Raw genomic sequence first — 14,084 nt, 5'->3', positions numbered from 1 at the left:
CTCAGATGGGCCTGTGCGGCGCCCGACGACCCGGCCGCCGCACAGGCCCATCTGAGGACGGCACTCGACGACCACCGGGCCGGGGGCCTGCTGTGGCCTGCCACCGAGCATCAACTCCTGCTCGCCGCCGCACTGCGGTCCACCGGCGCTCACGAGGAGGCGGCCGCGCTTCTCCGGGCCGCCCTCGCCTCCGAGGTGACGGGCACGCCGTTGCGGGCCGCCGACCGGGCCCGTCTCTGTCTGGCCCTGGCCCGGACGCTCGCCGGGTCCGGCGGGCGGGGGCGTACGCCCCGGGACATGAAGGAGGCGGCGGAGGGGGACGGCGAGCGGCTGTCGCTGCTCGCCGAGGCCGTCCGTCACACCGACGGGCCGGCGCAGGACGTCCGTGTGGGTGCCCTCGCACGGCTCCTGCTCGGGGTCGCGCACGCGGAGCGCGGACGCTACGGCAAGGCCCTCGTCCTCCTCGAACGGGCGCTGCCCGGGTTCGCGGAGGACGGTGACACGACGGCGCGCGTACGGGTCCGGGCCTGGCTCGCCGAGTGTCTGCTGCACCTGGGCGAACCCGGCCGGGCGGCGCGGGAGTACGCGCTCGCTGCGGCGGAGGCCGGGTCGTGGGGCGAGCCACGTCATGGCGCGGCCCTGAGCCGGCGGACGGCGCACGCGCTCGGCCTGGCCGGTTCGTCCGGGAAGGCGCGTCGCGCGTCCGGGCGGGAGGCCTGGGGCGGCGCCGTGCCGCCGGAGGAGACCCGTCACCCGGTGGCTGCGCGGACCCACCGCCCGGTGCCGGAGGTTCACGGCACGAGCGGTACGGTCGACGCCGACGCGCAGGCCGAGACCGAGGCCGAGGCGGAAGTCGGTGCCCCGGCCGGGGGCGCGCAGGGGCCGTGGCCGGGCTTGCGTGAACTCCCGGAGCCGTTCGGGCCGCCGGCGCACTACCAGGTCGACGTGTACGGCGAAGTGGGCGGGGCAGGGCCGCAGGGCGCCACCGCCCCGGGGACCCGAGTACAGGGGTGCGAGTGAACAGAGTGATCGACGGCCGCTTCGAGCTGATGGAGCGGCTGGGCGGCGGCGGGATGGGAACGGTCTGGCGTGCCCGCGACCTGGTTCTCCACCGTGACGTGGCGGTCAAGGAGGTACGCCCGCCGGACCCCGCGCACGCCGAGCACGACGTCGAGGGAGCCCGGACCCTGCGCGAGCGCGTCCTGCGCGAGGCACGCGCCCTCGCCCGGATCGACCACCCCAACGTGGTGACCATCCATCACATCGTCGACGCCGGCGAGGGCACCTACCCGTGGCTCGTGATGGAGCTGGTCACCGGCGGATCCCTCCAGGACCGTCTCGACCGGGGCTCGATGACCCCGGTCGAGGCCGCGACGCTCGGCCGCGAGCTGCTCTCGGCCCTGCGGGCCGCGCACGAGCGGGACATCGAGCACCGCGACGTCAAGCCCGCCAACGTCCTGCTGCGTCCCGACGGGCGGCCGGTGCTCACCGACTTCGGCATCGCCGCGATCCGCGAGTCCACCGTCCTGACGGCCTCTGGCTCGATCATCGGCTCGCCCGACTACATGGCGCCCGAGCGGATCCGCGGCGGTGGCGGCAGCGGCCCGGCCGCCGACCTGTGGTCGCTCGGCATGGTGCTGTACGTGGCGGTCGAGGGCCATCACCCGTTGCGCCGGGAGAACACGCTCGCGACGCTGGCGGCCGTCCTCTCCGACGACGTACCGCCCCCGCGGCGCGCCGGCGAACTCACCGGCCTCCTGGCCGGGCTGCTGGTGAGGGAGCCGTCCGCCCGTCCGGACGCGGAGGAACTCGACCGAGCGCTCGCCGCCGTCATGTCACCGGACCCGGCCGCACGTCCGGCTCCGCGTCAGGACGCCGACGCGGTACGGGGTCCGGCGCCGGTTCCGGCGAGCGGGGCGGGCGCGGAGACCTTCGGCCGGCCGGGTGCGCCGGGCACCGGCGAGGGCGGGGTGACGTCGTTCCACCTGGCGCCTCCGGCGGGCCACCCGGCGCCTCCGGCGACCTCGGGCGCGGGTCCGGCGACCTCGGGCGCGGGTCCGGCGACCTCAGGGGCGGGTCCGGTGTTCGCTGCGACAGCGTCGCAGGGCGGCTCGCCCACGGACACTCCCCCGTCGGTCGCTCCTCCCGCGGCCGCCGTCTTCGCTCCCTTCGGGGGCTCCCCCGCGACCGCTCCCTCCTCCGCCTCCACGGCCCGTGCCCCCGGCCGGCGGCGGAGTCGTACCGCCCGGTTCCTGGGTTCCGCCGCCGTCGTGGTGCTCGCCGTGGGCATTCCCGTCGGCGCCATGACGTGGGACTGGCGGCCGGACGACCCGGGAAGCGGCCCGAGCAGCGCGTCCCCTTCCCAGCAGGGCCCGGCCGCCCAGCGGCCCGACGCGTCGGGCAAGCCGACGCCGACGTCGACACCGTCGCAGGAGTCGTCGAAGGACGTCGCCCCGGTGAAGGGCAGTCTGCTGACGCCCGCCGGGGTCCGGTCCGCCATCGCCGCGATCAAGGAGGCCGCGGGCGGGACCATGGTGACCAGCTTCGTCGTGTACCCGGACTACGCGATCGCCGAGTCACTCGTCAAGGGCAGTACGAAGCGGTACGACCGGTACATGTACCGGGGCGAGGACGCCGCCGTCCGCCAGGGATCCGGTACGGCCTTTCCCGGCTCGGTCCCGACCGACCTCGACGACTTCGACTGGGACGTCCTGCCGGCGCTGATGAAGCGCGCGGACGAGGAACTGGGGGTCGACGAGCCGACCAGCCGCTACCTGGTCATCACCCCGCCCTCGTCGACCTTCGGGACCGCGGCCGGCATGAGCGTCTACCTGTCCGACTCCTACGGCTCCGCGTATCTGCAGGCGGACGCGAAGGGCCGGGTGACGGCGACCTATCCCCGCGAGAACTGACCCTCGCCGACGCCGTCCCTGACCACGAGGGAGGCGAGCGCCGCCCGGGTCTCCACTCCCGTCTTGCGGTAGACCCGGGCGACATGGCTCTCGACCGTGCGCGGGCTGAGACAGAGCCGGTCGGCCACGGCCTGGTTGGTGAGTCCTTCGGCGACCAGGACCGAGATCTCCCGTTCCCTCGGGGTGAGGACGGCGAGCCTGCCCCCGGCCGCGCCCGCCGGAGGGGCCGGGCGGGTGCGGTCGGCGAGATCGACCAGCATGCGGGCGCCTCCCTCGACGGCCAGTCGTCTGCCTCTGCGCCACTGGGCGGCGGCCCGCGTCCCGTCGCCCGCCGCATGCGTCTGCGGCGCGGCGAGGAGCAGACTGTGGGCTTCCCGCAGGACGGCCCCCGAGCGTGCGCTCTCACGTGCCGCGTCGGTGAACGCCCGTGCGGCGGAAACCGGTTCGCCGCGCCGGGCCAGGACCTGCCCCCAGGCGCGCAGTGCGGCGGCGCGCTGGACGGGCAGCCCGAGCGGCTCCGCCTCCGCGAGGGCCCTGCGGGCGACCCGCTCGGCCTCGCCCGGGTCTCCGGTGGCGAGGGCCGCGCCCGCGAGCAGTTCGAGGTATCCGGGGCGCAGCGAGGACTGGAGCCGGGAGAGGTTCCGGTCCCCACCCGCGCGCACGAGCACGTCGCGCACCCGGTGCGGGTCCCTGTGGAGCGGCACGGCGAAGCCGAGCAGGGAGCGGGTCTGGGTGGCCCACCAGCCCTCTGCGGTCCCCACCGTGGCCGCGGCCTCCTCGGCGGCGGCCACCGGCTCGGGGTCGCCCAGGGGCCGGGCGTGGAGGAGGACGACGGCCCGGATCGCCCCGCTGAAGCCGACGAGTTCGGCACCGCCCAGGGTGCGGGCGACGGCGAGCGACTCCTCGGCCAGGTCGAGCGCGGCGCCGACCCTGCCGGTGAGGAGGTGGACGTACGCCGAGCAGAGCAGCAACTGCGAGAGCGCGAAGGGCCGTCCGGCGCGCCGGGCCATCCCGATGCCGCGGGTGGCATGGCGCTCGGCCCTCCCGTACTCCTCGAGGAAGACCTCGGTCCAGCCGAGCCGTACCAACGACTCGGGGTGGGCGGCCAGTTCGCCGTCGGTGAAGGTGTCGGTGAGAGCTGCGGCCTCCGTCGCGTGGACGCGGGCGGCGGCGGTCTCGCCCTCGTACACCTCACCGAGCGCGGAGAGGGTGAGCACCTCCGCGGTGCCCGCCTCGTCGTGCCGCCGTCCGGCCTCTTCGAGCGTTCGGGCGACGACGGACCTGACCTCGGGGTACCGGGCGGCGAAGAGGGCCCGGCAGCCCCACTCGACGACGAGCCAGGTCCGCAGATCGGGGCGGGGGCCCGGGGTGCGCTCCAGCTCGCGGCGGAGCAGTGCGTCCGCCTCCGGGTAGCGGCCGAGGTGGCGCTCCATGAAGGCGCAGAGCAGGACGGCGGAGGTCCGCAGCTCGGCCGTGTCCGGCGCGCGGCAGGTGTCGATGAGGTGGTGGAGGAGGTCCCGGCTCTCCGCCACCCGGCCGGCGGCTCCGAGGGCTCCGGCCCGTCGGAGCGTCAGGTCGCGCCAGGTGGCGCGCTGCTCGGCGGTGTCGGGGAGCAGCGCGAGGACGGCCCCGAGCCAGTGGGCGGCGCGCGCGGGGTCGGCCGCGCCGATCCGCTCGGCGGCCTCGACCAGCTCGGCGGCGACGTCCGGGTCCCAGGCCGTCACGGCGCGGACCAGGTGCGGAGCCCGCTCGGTCACGGGCGCCCCGGCGGCGGCGAGCGCGTCGGCCGCCCGCCGGTGCAGCTCACGGCGGCGCCATGGGTCGAGCGTGCCCCGGACGAGCTCGGGCAGGGCGGGGTGGCGCAGCACGAGCATCCGCCCGTCCTGGCCGGGCCGGACGAGGTCGCGGCGGGTCAGCTCTCCGAGGACGTCGTCCAGGGGCACGGCGGCCGGCGGGCCGGACGGGTGCGACGGGTGCGGCAGGTCCGCCGGGGGCGGGGCGGCCGGGTGCGGGGCGACCGGAAGCGGAGAGACCGGGTGCGGAGAGACCGGGTGCGGGGACGCGGCCGCGGCGAGCAGTTCGGGCGTGGCGCGACCGTCGAGCACGGCGAGCGCCTCGACGACCGCCCGCTGCGCCCCGTCGAGCGGGGCGAGTTCACCGAGAACCACCGCGACGGGCCCGCTCCCGGGCGCCCCTCCCTCGTGGGTACGGACGTGGGCGAGGGCGCGGTGGTAGAGCGGGTTGCCGAGGCTGGCGGCGTGGATCTCACGGGCGAGGCCGATCGGCAGCCCGGGGACGAGACCCTGGGCGCAGTCGTCCGGCGCCAGGGGGCCGAGGGCGAGCCGGGCGAGGTCTCCCGAGTCGGCGGCACGGGCGAGTACGGAGGCGAGCGCGGGCGTGGTCTGACGCTCGCGGCGGGCGATGACGAGCAGGACGGGCGCCCGGAGCGGATGCCGAAGGAGATGGTCGACGAGCGCGACGGAGGCGGGGTCGGCAGCGTGGAAGTCGTCGAGTGCGAGGACGAGGACGGGACCGCCCGACGGAACCCGCCCGAGCGCCGCCGCGATGCGCCGCACCCGGCCGGCGTCACCGCCGTCGGACGGCACGGCCTCCGCACCGAGCGCTCCGCCGGAGGCACGCGGGCCGTCCGGGGCACTGACGGCGCCGTCCGCCGGGGCCGTACGCGCCGACGTGCCCGGGCCGGCCGCGGGGCTCGGTGTCGTCGGTCCGACCGCGGATCCCGTCTCGGCCGAAGAACCCGCCCCGTTGTCCGCGCGGGGCGCCGCCGGTGGCGACTCGACGAGTTCCGCGAGGGCTGACAGGGCCGGGGAGAGCGCGCGGTCGTGCTGGTCCAGGTCCGCGAAGGCGTCCGCGAAGGCCTGGAAGGCCCGGCCCGGTTCCGGCCCGTCCGGGAGGGTGGAGCCGACAGGAGGGACGGAAGCGGCCGGGACGGTGGAACCGGCAGGGAGCACGGAGGCGGCCGGGACGGAGGAACCGGCAGGGAGCGCGGGTCCCGCGCGGCCGCGGAGGACCGTCGCACCGTGCCGCCTCGCCCGTACCGCGAACTCGTCGAGGAGCCGGGACTTGCCGATGCCCGGCTCGCCCACGACCTCCACGACCACCGGGCCCGTGCCTGCGGCACGGTGACGCAGCGGCACGTCGAGCCGGTCGAGTTCGCGGGCCCGCCCGACGAAGGGCGCGCGCCCGGCACTCCCCGGATCGGCGAATGTGTCCACGTGCGGTCCCCCTCGTGCGGTCGTTCTTTTCCCTGCTCCCAGTTGTACGGCACGCCACCGACAACGGCGCCAGCCGGTGGCCAGGGCATTCCGCGTCTCAGGAAGGCGTCCTCGCGCGATCGGAGTCGCCGCGGAGGACGCAGAACTCGTTGCCCTCGGGGTCGGTGAGGACCGCCCAGCCCGTGCCGTCGGGGTTCCGGTGGTCGGCTGCCAGGGTGGCTCCGAGGGCCAGGAGGCGCTCGACCTCCTCCTCGCGCGAGGTCGTCGGACGCAGGCACAGGTGGAGGCGGTTCTTGAGGGTCTTCGGTTCCGGCACCTGGTTGAAGTAGAGGACCGGGCCGTCCTTGAGCACGACCTGGGTCTCCGGGTCTCCCGGTCCGCTCTCCGGATCCAGCGGGCAGCCGGTCACCTCGCTCCAGAACCGCGCCAGCCCATAGGCATCCGAACAGTCGACCGCTACGTTCTGCACCACCGAATACATGCTGCTCAGCCTGCCCGAGAAGCGGTCCGCCATCAATCCGACCGACGTGTTCCGGCTGCACCTCGCCGAGGTCGACGCCTCCGCGCGGGCGGAACCGCGGCGGCGCGTCCGCACCGCCCACCAGGAGGGGGAGGCCTCGGCACGGCGGGGCACTCCTCAGGGGGTCTTCTCGCGGGGTGCCGCGGCCCGGAGGTCGGCCAGCAGTTCCGCCTGTCCCGCGAGGACGCCGGAGAGGACGGTGCGGGCGATCACCAGCAGTTCGGCCACCTGAGGACTCGTCAGCGCGTAGTACACGGCCGTGCCTTCGCGCCGGGCGACGACCATGCTCGCCCGGCGCAGGACCGCCAACTGCTGCGAGAGGTAAGCCGGTTCGACGCCGGTGTCGCGGAGCATCTCGGCGACCCCGTGCTCGCGCTGGCTCAGCAGCTCCAGGACGCGGATGCGGACGGGGTGTCCCAGTGTCTTGAAGAACTCGGCCTTCAATTGGTAGAGCGGCGTACTCATCGCACCCACCCCGCGCGTCGCATCGACCCGGCACTCTGCAGCATGCCCCCATCCTCGCGCCTGCCGGGACGGAAACGCACCGGGGACGGGTCCGCGGCGGATCATGGCCGGAACCTGCCAGGACGGTACGGCACTTGGGCGGTACACGGACCGTACGTGGGCGGTCCGTGAGCGGTGATGCGCCGCCGAGCGATCAGGTGGCCGGCCAGGCGTCGCTGCGCCAGGCCCGCTGTTCCGCGCCCGCGTCGCGGTGCGCGGCGAGCGCCGCGGCCAGGTCGCGGTGGACCGGGACCGGGGGGCCTTCGCCCGCCGGGACGAGGGAGCCGTCGGCGGGGATCGCGGCCAGTTCGAGGGGGCGGCCCGCGGCCCGCAGCCGGAGCGCCGCCTCCGCGACGGCGAGCTGCCCGCCGACCGACCAGCCCCGCAGCCGGGTCAGGTCGAGGACGACCGGCCCCGTGCCCCGCGCCACCGCCCACCCCACGGCCCCGGTGAACCGCCCCACGGCGTCGGCTCCGAGGAACCCGGCGAGGGACAGTACGCCCAGGTCCTGCTGGACGGTGTAACGCCATTCGATGGTCATGTGCGTCGTCATCCTTCTCGTACGGCGGTCACTGCGGAAGCGCGGGCTGCGGAAGCGCGGGCGGGAGGGAGGACTGAGGGCCGGACGCGATCTCGGTGAGGATCCGCCGGGCGGCCTGCATCAGCTGGGTCACGTCTCCGCCGGCGAGCGTGTACACGACGGTGGATCCCTCGCGGGCGGCGGTCACGATCCCGGAGCGGCGGAGAACGGCGAGCTGCTGCGAGAGCGCCGCCGGCTCGATCTCGATCCGCGCGAGCAGTTCCCGTACGGGCATCGGCCCGCTCTGGAGGAGCTCCAGGACCCTGACGCGTACGGGGTGGCCCAGCATGCGGAAGAACTCGGCCTTGGCCTGGTACAGCGGGACCGGCACGGTCTGACCTCCGGGGGCGCGGGTGCGCGGGGCGCGTCGCCGCGGCCCGACGGCTACCGACGGGCACGGCCCGATCAGGATGTATCGAATTGCAGAAATTTGCAATTTGCCTTTCACGTTCTGAGACGGCTCACCGCGCCCTTCTCGCCCCGCGCCACGGAGGCCGGGTTCGAGGCCCGGTTCCAGGCCGGGTTCGAGGCCCGTTTCGAGGCCCGTTTCGAGCCGGTTCGAGGCCGGTTGCGAGGGCGGCTTCGAGGGGCGGTTGCGAGGACGGCTTCGAGGCGGGTTCCGGACATCGGGAACAGACGGCGGGTTCGGGCGGCTGGACCAGACATCTCGAAGAGCCAGCCGGAACGGACAGAAGGAAGCACCATGAAGATCGGCATCATCGGCGCCGGCAACATCGGCGGCAATCTGACCCGCCGCCTCACCGCCCTCGGCCACGACGTGTCCGTGGCCAACTCCCGCGGCCCGGAGACCCTCACCGCGCTCGTCGAGGAGACCGGCGCCACCGCCGTCACCGCCTCGGAGGCCGCGCGGGGCGCCGAGATCGTCGTCGTGACGGTCCCGCTGAAGAACGTCCCCGACCTGCCGGCCGGGTTCCTCGACGGCGCGGCGGAGGGTGTCGCCGTCATCGACACCGGCAACTACTACCCCCGTGAGCGCGACGGCCGGATCGCCGCGATCGAGGACGAGGGCCTGACGGAGAGCCGCTGGACCGAACTCCGGATCGGCCACCCGGTGGTCAAGGCCTTCAACGGCACCTACGCACAGGACCTCCTGGAGCGGCCGCGCCCGGCGGGCGACCCGGATCGCCTCGCCCTGCCCGTGGCGGGTGACGACGCGGCTGCGAAGGAGAAGGTGCGGCTCCTGATAGACGAGCTGGGCTTCGACTCCGTGGACGCGGGCGGGATCGACGACTCCTGGCGGCAGCAGCCGGACACCCCTGTCTACGGTCTGCGGGAGGGAGTGGACGCCGTGACCAAGGCCCTGGGCGAGGCCTCTCCCGGGCGCCCCGAGGGCTTCAGGGGCTGACGCGCACCCTGGTCCCGGTCCGTGACCGTGAGCGGACCGGGACCCCGGGCCTCAGCCGGCGGCAGGGGACGTGAACGTGACCTCGGAGGCTCGTACGGTGACCTCCGCGTCGCTCCCCAGGGCGTACGCCGCGACGCGGGACACCGTCGCGGCCGGGACGACCTCGCTGATTCCGGGCGCCGCCGGAACGTCCTGGGTGGCGTGGGCGTCGTGCGGCACGACGACGCGGTATCCGCGCGCCAGGGCCGTACGAGCCGTCGCCTGCACACACATCTCGGACATCACGCCGCACACCGCGACGGCGCGCACGCCCGCGTCGGTGAGCACGCCGCCGAGCCGGGTCTCGGCGAAGCCGTCGTCGTGCGGCTTGCGGATGACGAGCTCCCGCGGCCCGGGCTCGACGGGGTGGTGGAGCTCCCAGCCCGGCGTGTGGGGTTCGTCCTCCGCTCCGGGCGGTCCGTCGTTCTGGAGGTGCACGACGAGCGCGCCGTCCCGCCGGGCCCGCGCGAGGAGATCCGTCGTACGGTCGACGAGCCTGGCGGCCGCGGGCACGGCCCCGTCACCGGTGACGAAGGCGGACTGCACGTCCACGACGATCAGCGCGTCCACGGGCGGGGGGCTCAGGGCGTTCGCGGCGGCCGGGGTGGTCTCGGCGTGCTGGCTCATCCGGCCATGATCCCGCCCAACCAAGTCTGCTGCCAGGGGATTTCGGACCACGTCGTCGCCCCTCGCGATCCCCGTTTCGTGTCGGCGCGGTCCTTGTGTCGCGGGTGTATCGCGGGTGTATCGAAAATCGCATACGCCCCCGCAACCGCCTTCCCTCTTCAATGGGCGGCATGACACACAGCGCACCCCTGCCGACACCGCCCCGCCGCACGCGAAGGATCGTGCTCACCGGGCTGGCGGTCCTGGGTGCGGCGGGCGCGCTGTACGTGGTGCGGGGGCCGCTCATGATGTCCGCTCCGCGGTGCCTGGCCGGGCGGTGGCACGGCTGCTTCGACACGTTCAACGGTGTGGTGCTCATGACACTGGTCGCGCTGCCGCTGTCCCTGCTCGTGGCGGGGGCCCTGGCGCTCCGGCGGCGGGCCGCGGGGGTCGCGTCGGCGTGGCGGCTGTCGCTGGCCGAGGTGGGCATGGTCCACGGGACGGTGCCGTTCCTGTGGCTGACCATGATGCCGGGCGCCGCGCCGGGCATCGCCCCCGCCCGGGTGAGCCTGGTACCGCTGAGGGACCTGGTCACGATGGGGACGCTCGGGATCGTCGGCAACCTCCTGGTCTTCGCGTCGCTGGGCTTCTTCGCCCCGATGCGGTTCGCGGCACTGGCGTCCGTGCCCCGGATCCTGGCGCTGGGCGCCGGCTGTTCGATCCTGGTCGAGACCGCCCAGTACGTCTTCCAGCTCGACCGGGTGTCCTCCGTGGACGACGTCCTGGTCAACACCACCGGCGCCGCACTGGCCGCACTGGCCTCGCGGCACTGGTGGCGCACGAGGGCGGACGCGCCGTCGGACCGGCACCGCCCCGTCATGGCGTCGGCGGCCTGAGCCGTGCGTCCGGTGCGCTCCCGGCCTCGCACACGTCGGCGCCGTGTTCCGCTGCTTAGGCTTCACTCATGCGCGTACTGATCGTGGAGGACGAGCCCTACCTGGCCGAAGCCGTCCGTGACGGGCTGCGGCTCGAGGCGATCGCCGCCGACATCGCCGGCGACGGCGACTCCGCCCTGGAACTGCTCAGTGTCCACTCCTACGACCTCGCGGTCCTCGACCGCGACATCCCCGGCCCCTCCGGCGACGAGGTCGCCCGGCGCATCGTCGCCTCCGGGAGCGGCATCCCGATCCTCATGCTCACCGCCGCCGACCGGATCGACGACAAGGCCTCCGGGTTCGAACTCGGCGCCGACGACTACCTCACCAAGCCGTTCGAGCTGCGGGAACTCGTCCTACGGCTGAGGGCGCTCGACCGCAGACGCGCGTACGCCCGTCCTCCGGTCCGCGAGCTCGCGGGCCTGCGGGTCGACCCGTTCCGCCGGGAGGTCTTCCGGGACGGACGTTACGTCGCGCTCACCCGCAAACAGTTCGCCGTCCTCGAAGTCCTCGTCGCCGCCGAGGGCGGGGTCGTCAGTGCCGAGGAGCTGCTCGAACGGGCCTGGGACGAGAACGTCGACCCCCTCACCAACGCCGTACGCATCACCGTCTCCGCCCTGCGCAAACGGCTCGGCGAACCATGGGTCATCGCCACCGTGCCGGGTGTCGGCTACCGCATCGCGACCGGACCCGACGCCACCCGCCCCGGCACGGCGCATGGATAGACGCCGTGGGCTCAGCGCCCGAATGAAACTCACCCTGAGCTACGCCGGATTCCTCGCCGTCGCCGGCGCCCTGCTGCTGGCCGTGGTGTGGGGATACCTGCTGCGCTACGTGCCGGACAACCCGCAGGGCCTGCTCGGGGTCTCGCCCAACCGCTACCTCCTGATCCGCACCTTCCTCCCCGCGGCGGCCGTGGCGATGGCCTTCCTCCTCGTGTTCGGCCTCGTCGGGGGGTGGCTCCTCGCCGGCCGGATGCTCGCACCGCTCCACCAGATCAGGGACGCGGCACGGAGGGCCGGGGACGGGTCGCTGTCCCACCGGATCCGGATGAAGGGCCGCCAGGACGAGTTCCGTGAACTCTCCGACGCGTTCGACTCGATGCTCCGGAGGCTGGAGTCGCACGTCGACGAACAGCGCCGGTTCGCCGCGAACGCCTCCCACGAACTGCGCACCCCACTGGCGATCTCGCGGGCACTCCTCGACGTCGCCCGCAAGGACCCCACCCGCGACCGGGAGGAGCTCGTCGAACGTCTGCAGGCCGTCAACACGCGGGCGATCGACCTCACCGAGGCCCTCCTGCTGCTCAGCCGCGGCGACACCGGGAACTTCACCCGCGAGAGCGTCGACCTCTCCCTCCTCGCCGAGGAGGCCGCCGAAACGCTGCTCCCCCTCGCCGAACAGCGCCGGATCACGCTCGACGTCACCGGCGGCGCGGCCCGGACCAGCGGCTCCGCGGAGCTCCTGCTGCGGATGGTCACGAACCTCGTCCAGAACGCCGTCGTCCACAACGTCCCCACCGGCGGCACCGTGGCGGTCCGCACCGGGACGGACGGCGCCACGAGCGTGCTGCGGGTCGAGAACACGGGCCCTCATCTCCCGCCGGAGCTGGTACCGACCCTCACCGAACCGTTCCAGCGGGGAGCGGAACGCGTGCGCACCGACGAACACGCCGGCGTCGGCCTCGGCCTGGCCATCGTGCACAGTGTCGTCCGCGCCCACGACGGCTCACTCACCCTCGCTTCCCGCCCCACCGGCGGCCTCCTCGTCACGGTCCGGCTTCCCGGCGCCCGCTAGGCGCCGTCCGTCGGCGAGGGCCGGGGAACGGGCCGGGCGTCGGGCGCTGCGGCACACGGTGTCGGGTGTGGCGGCGGGCGAAGCGGCAGGCGTGGTGTCGGTGGGGGTGGCGCTGCGGTCGTCGGCTCGGGAGAGCAGCCAGGGGCCCGAGACTCCCGTCGCGAAGAGCCCGGTGACGAGTGCGTCCGACGGTATCGCGCGGGCCGGGCCCCGCCCCCTGCCTGCGCTGCTCCACCACTCCTGCGACCTCGACCAGAACGTGTCCCTCGCGCGCGGCCCCGGCAACGCCGTGCCGGCCGAGCGGTTCCGGTTGAGCGAGGTGACGGAGAAGACGTTACGGGACGGGTCTTGTCACCACGGGTTCGGACAGCAGGGGGCCCGCCGGATCCCAGCGAGGGGCCGTCATGTCCGGCAGCCCGCCCGACGGCCCCACGTCCCGTCCGTCCGGGAACACACCCGCCGCCCCGCCCTGGGACTCCTCCGCCGAATCCCCCTCCGACCCGCATTCCGGCCCCAGGACGTCGTCGAGTTCCGTCAGGCGAATGAGCCGGAGGATCCACGGCTGGTCGCAGACGAGCCGCCAGCGCGCCCCGCGCCGCCGGGTGCGACCGGCGCAGTGGGCGAGCAGGCCGAGCCCGGTGGCATCGCAGAAGGTGAGGCGCCGGATGTCGACGGTCAGGGCGGCGGACTCCCGCACGAGGGCGTCGAGCTCGGGCCGCAGGTGCCGTACGAGGACGAGGTCGAGTTCACCCCGGAGGGCGGCGACGGTTTCGCCGCCGGTCGAGCGGACGACCATAAAGGGGTCATGACGGGGGATCAGCTGCATCGGGCGCTCCACAGGGTGGCTCCATGTGTCGCTTCGAGCGTGGACGCCCCCCTTTCGGGAGGGACGTTTCGCCTCGGCCGCTGTCACCTGAATCGGTGAATGTTCGAGCCACTCCCCCTCGTACGGACGACCGATGTGCGTACGTACGGCCACACCTTCCGGTCCGCACTCCCCCTCACCCGTCCCGCTCCACGTCGGTCAGGGGATACGCGACGCACGCGTGCGCCCGCGCCGCTCACCGCTCGCCCTCGGGGGCCGTACCCGCGGCGGACGCGGCGAGGGCCTCCTCCTTGATGCGGTCGAACTGGGCGCCCATGGCGGCGGAGAGCGCCTGCGCGGCGGATAGCGGCCGGACCATGACCATGAAGTCGTCGATCCTTCCCTCCTCGTCGAAGTGGAGGAAGTCGCAGCCGTTGATCTCCATGTCGCCGACCTTCGCGGTGAAGACGAGGGCATGGTCCCGGCCGTCGTCGCTCCCGATCTCGCGGACGTACGTGAAGTCGGTGAAGACGCGCATCACTCCGCGCAGGATCGCGGCGGTGATGGCCTTGCCGGGGTACGGGCGGAAGGCCACCGGGCTGGTGAAGACCACGTCGTCGGCGAGCAGGGCCTCGATGGCGGCGTGGTCCCGGTTCTCGACGGCGGTGCGGAACGGATGCATGGCAGCTCCATATGCAACTTGTTGACTAGGTGCACATGCAGCTAACCGCATCGCCCCGGAGACGTCCAGGGGGCGGCCGGCGCCACCCCCGCTCCCGCCCCC

General features: G+C 74.3%; 14 protein-coding genes. 6 read left to right on the top strand and 8 right to left on the bottom strand.

All coding sequences use genetic code 11. The annotated features are described in order from the left end of the window. Together AOK00_RS22405 and AOK00_RS22400 are read left to right on the top strand one after the other, a co-directional pair. Nucleotides 1–1,020, top strand: a 1,020-nt coding sequence (locus AOK00_RS22405; RefSeq protein ID WP_159041825.1) for a tetratricopeptide repeat protein, incomplete at its 5' end; no start/stop codon positions are given. Nucleotides 1,021–1,049: 29 nt separating this feature from the next. Further along, complete coding sequence (locus tag AOK00_RS22400) at nt 1,050–2,912, top strand: serine/threonine-protein kinase (protein ID WP_055602090.1); 1,863 nt, start codon at nt 1,050–1,052, stop codon at nt 2,910–2,912. On the opposite strand, the gene AOK00_RS22395 is transcribed toward AOK00_RS22400, so the two are convergent. From AOK00_RS22395 to AOK00_RS22375, 5 genes are all read right to left on the bottom strand, one after another. Further along, nucleotides 2,894–6,148 carry an AAA family ATPase gene (locus AOK00_RS22395; protein ID WP_055602088.1) on the bottom strand — a complete coding sequence of 1,085 codons (3,255 nt, stop codon included), beginning with the start codon at nt 6,146–6,148 and terminating at the stop codon, nt 2,894–2,896. The genes AOK00_RS22400 and AOK00_RS22395 overlap by 19 nt on opposite strands. A gap of 97 nt (nt 6,149–6,245) precedes the next feature. Beyond that, complete coding sequence (locus AOK00_RS22390; RefSeq protein WP_055602089.1) at nt 6,246–6,629, bottom strand: VOC family protein; 384 nt, start codon at nt 6,627–6,629, stop codon at nt 6,246–6,248. 156 nt (nt 6,630–6,785) lie between these two features. Continuing rightward, nucleotides 6,786–7,133: an ArsR/SmtB family transcription factor gene (locus AOK00_RS22385; RefSeq protein WP_055602087.1), complete on the bottom strand. Its 348-nt coding sequence runs from the start codon at nt 7,131–7,133 to the stop codon at nt 6,786–6,788. A 193-nt stretch (nt 7,134–7,326) separates the two neighbouring features. Continuing rightward, entirely contained in the window at nt 7,327–7,713 is a 387-nt protein-coding gene (locus tag AOK00_RS22380) for a hypothetical protein (RefSeq protein WP_055602086.1), read from the bottom strand. Between the two features lie 28 nt (nt 7,714–7,741). Next, on the bottom strand, nt 7,742–8,083 hold the full coding sequence (locus AOK00_RS22375) for an ArsR/SmtB family transcription factor (RefSeq protein ID WP_055602085.1): 342 nt from the start codon (nt 8,081–8,083) through the stop codon (nt 7,742–7,744). Here AOK00_RS22375 and AOK00_RS40530 point away from each other — a divergent pair. After that, complete coding sequence (locus tag AOK00_RS40530) at nt 8,030–9,118, top strand: NADPH-dependent F420 reductase (protein WP_254047458.1); 1,089 nt, start codon at nt 8,030–8,032, stop codon at nt 9,116–9,118. The genes AOK00_RS22375 and AOK00_RS40530 overlap by 54 nt on opposite strands. A 51-nt stretch (nt 9,119–9,169) precedes the next feature. Here the strand turns inward: AOK00_RS40530 and AOK00_RS22365 are convergent, their stop codons facing one another. Next, on the bottom strand, nt 9,170–9,784 hold the full coding sequence (locus tag AOK00_RS22365; RefSeq protein WP_055602083.1) for an isochorismatase family protein: 615 nt from the start codon (nt 9,782–9,784) through the stop codon (nt 9,170–9,172). A gap of 170 nt (nt 9,785–9,954) precedes the next feature. Here AOK00_RS22365 and AOK00_RS22360 point away from each other — a divergent pair, with 170 nt between their 5' ends. The 3 genes from AOK00_RS22360 to AOK00_RS22350 all read left to right on the top strand — a co-directional run bounded on the left by AOK00_RS22360 (nt 9,955) and on the right by AOK00_RS22350 (nt 12,495). Next, on the top strand, nt 9,955–10,659 hold the full coding sequence (locus AOK00_RS22360; RefSeq protein WP_055602082.1) for a VanZ family protein: 705 nt from the start codon (nt 9,955–9,957) through the stop codon (nt 10,657–10,659). Between the two features lie 68 nt (nt 10,660–10,727). Next, nucleotides 10,728–11,423, top strand: coding sequence for a response regulator transcription factor (locus tag AOK00_RS22355; RefSeq protein ID WP_055602081.1), 696 nt, complete (start codon nt 10,728–10,730; stop codon nt 11,421–11,423). Then, nucleotides 11,416–12,495: a sensor histidine kinase gene (locus tag AOK00_RS22350; RefSeq protein WP_055602080.1), complete on the top strand. Its 1,080-nt coding sequence runs from the start codon at nt 11,416–11,418 to the stop codon at nt 12,493–12,495. Before AOK00_RS22355 ends, AOK00_RS22350 begins: the two co-directional genes overlap by 8 nt. Before the next feature lie 334 nt (nt 12,496–12,829). Here AOK00_RS22350 and AOK00_RS22345 read toward each other — a convergent pair whose 3' ends face one another. Together AOK00_RS22345 and AOK00_RS22340 are read right to left on the bottom strand one after the other, a co-directional pair. Further along, on the bottom strand, nt 12,830–13,321 hold the full coding sequence (locus tag AOK00_RS22345; protein WP_079042134.1) for an STAS domain-containing protein: 492 nt from the start codon (nt 13,319–13,321) through the stop codon (nt 12,830–12,832). A gap of 235 nt (nt 13,322–13,556) precedes the next feature. Next, entirely contained in the window at nt 13,557–13,982 is a 426-nt protein-coding gene (locus tag AOK00_RS22340; RefSeq protein ID WP_055602079.1) for a nuclear transport factor 2 family protein, read from the bottom strand. Nucleotides 13,983–14,084: the final 102 nt, after the last annotated feature.

Origin of the sequence: Streptomyces aureus (assembly GCF_001418135.1) — a bacterium.
GTDB lineage: Bacteria > Actinomycetota > Actinomycetes > Streptomycetales > Streptomycetaceae > Streptomyces > Streptomyces aureus_A.
This window is presented reverse-complemented; position numbering and strand designations above follow the sequence as displayed.

Excerpts from the sequence above, each read along its gene's own strand:
- AOK00_RS22390 (WP_055602089.1), bottom strand. The coding sequence starts at position 6,629 with ATGTATTCGGTGGTGCAGAACGTAGCGGTCGACTGTTCGGATGCCTAT.
- AOK00_RS22360 (WP_055602082.1), top strand. The coding sequence starts at position 9,955 with ATGACACACAGCGCACCCCTGCCGACACCGCCCCGCCGCACGCGAAGG.
- AOK00_RS22355 (WP_055602081.1), top strand. The coding sequence starts at position 10,728 with ATGCGCGTACTGATCGTGGAGGACGAGCCCTACCTGGCCGAAGCCGTC.
- AOK00_RS22400 (WP_055602090.1), top strand. The coding sequence starts at position 1,050 with ATGGAGCGGCTGGGCGGCGGCGGGATGGGAACGGTCTGGCGTGCCCGC.
- AOK00_RS22380 (WP_055602086.1), bottom strand. The coding sequence starts at position 7,713 with ATGACCATCGAATGGCGTTACACCGTCCAGCAGGACCTGGGCGTACTG.
- AOK00_RS22385 (WP_055602087.1), bottom strand. The coding sequence starts at position 7,133 with ATGAGTACGCCGCTCTACCAATTGAAGGCCGAGTTCTTCAAGACACTG.
- AOK00_RS22365 (WP_055602083.1), bottom strand. The coding sequence starts at position 9,784 with ATGAGCCAGCACGCCGAGACCACCCCGGCCGCCGCGAACGCCCTGAGC.
- AOK00_RS22340 (WP_055602079.1), bottom strand. The coding sequence starts at position 13,982 with ATGCATCCGTTCCGCACCGCCGTCGAGAACCGGGACCACGCCGCCATC.
- AOK00_RS22345 (WP_079042134.1), bottom strand. The coding sequence starts at position 13,321 with ATGCAGCTGATCCCCCGTCATGACCCCTTTATGGTCGTCCGCTCGACC.
- AOK00_RS22350 (WP_055602080.1), top strand. The coding sequence starts at position 11,416 with ATGGATAGACGCCGTGGGCTCAGCGCCCGAATGAAACTCACCCTGAGC.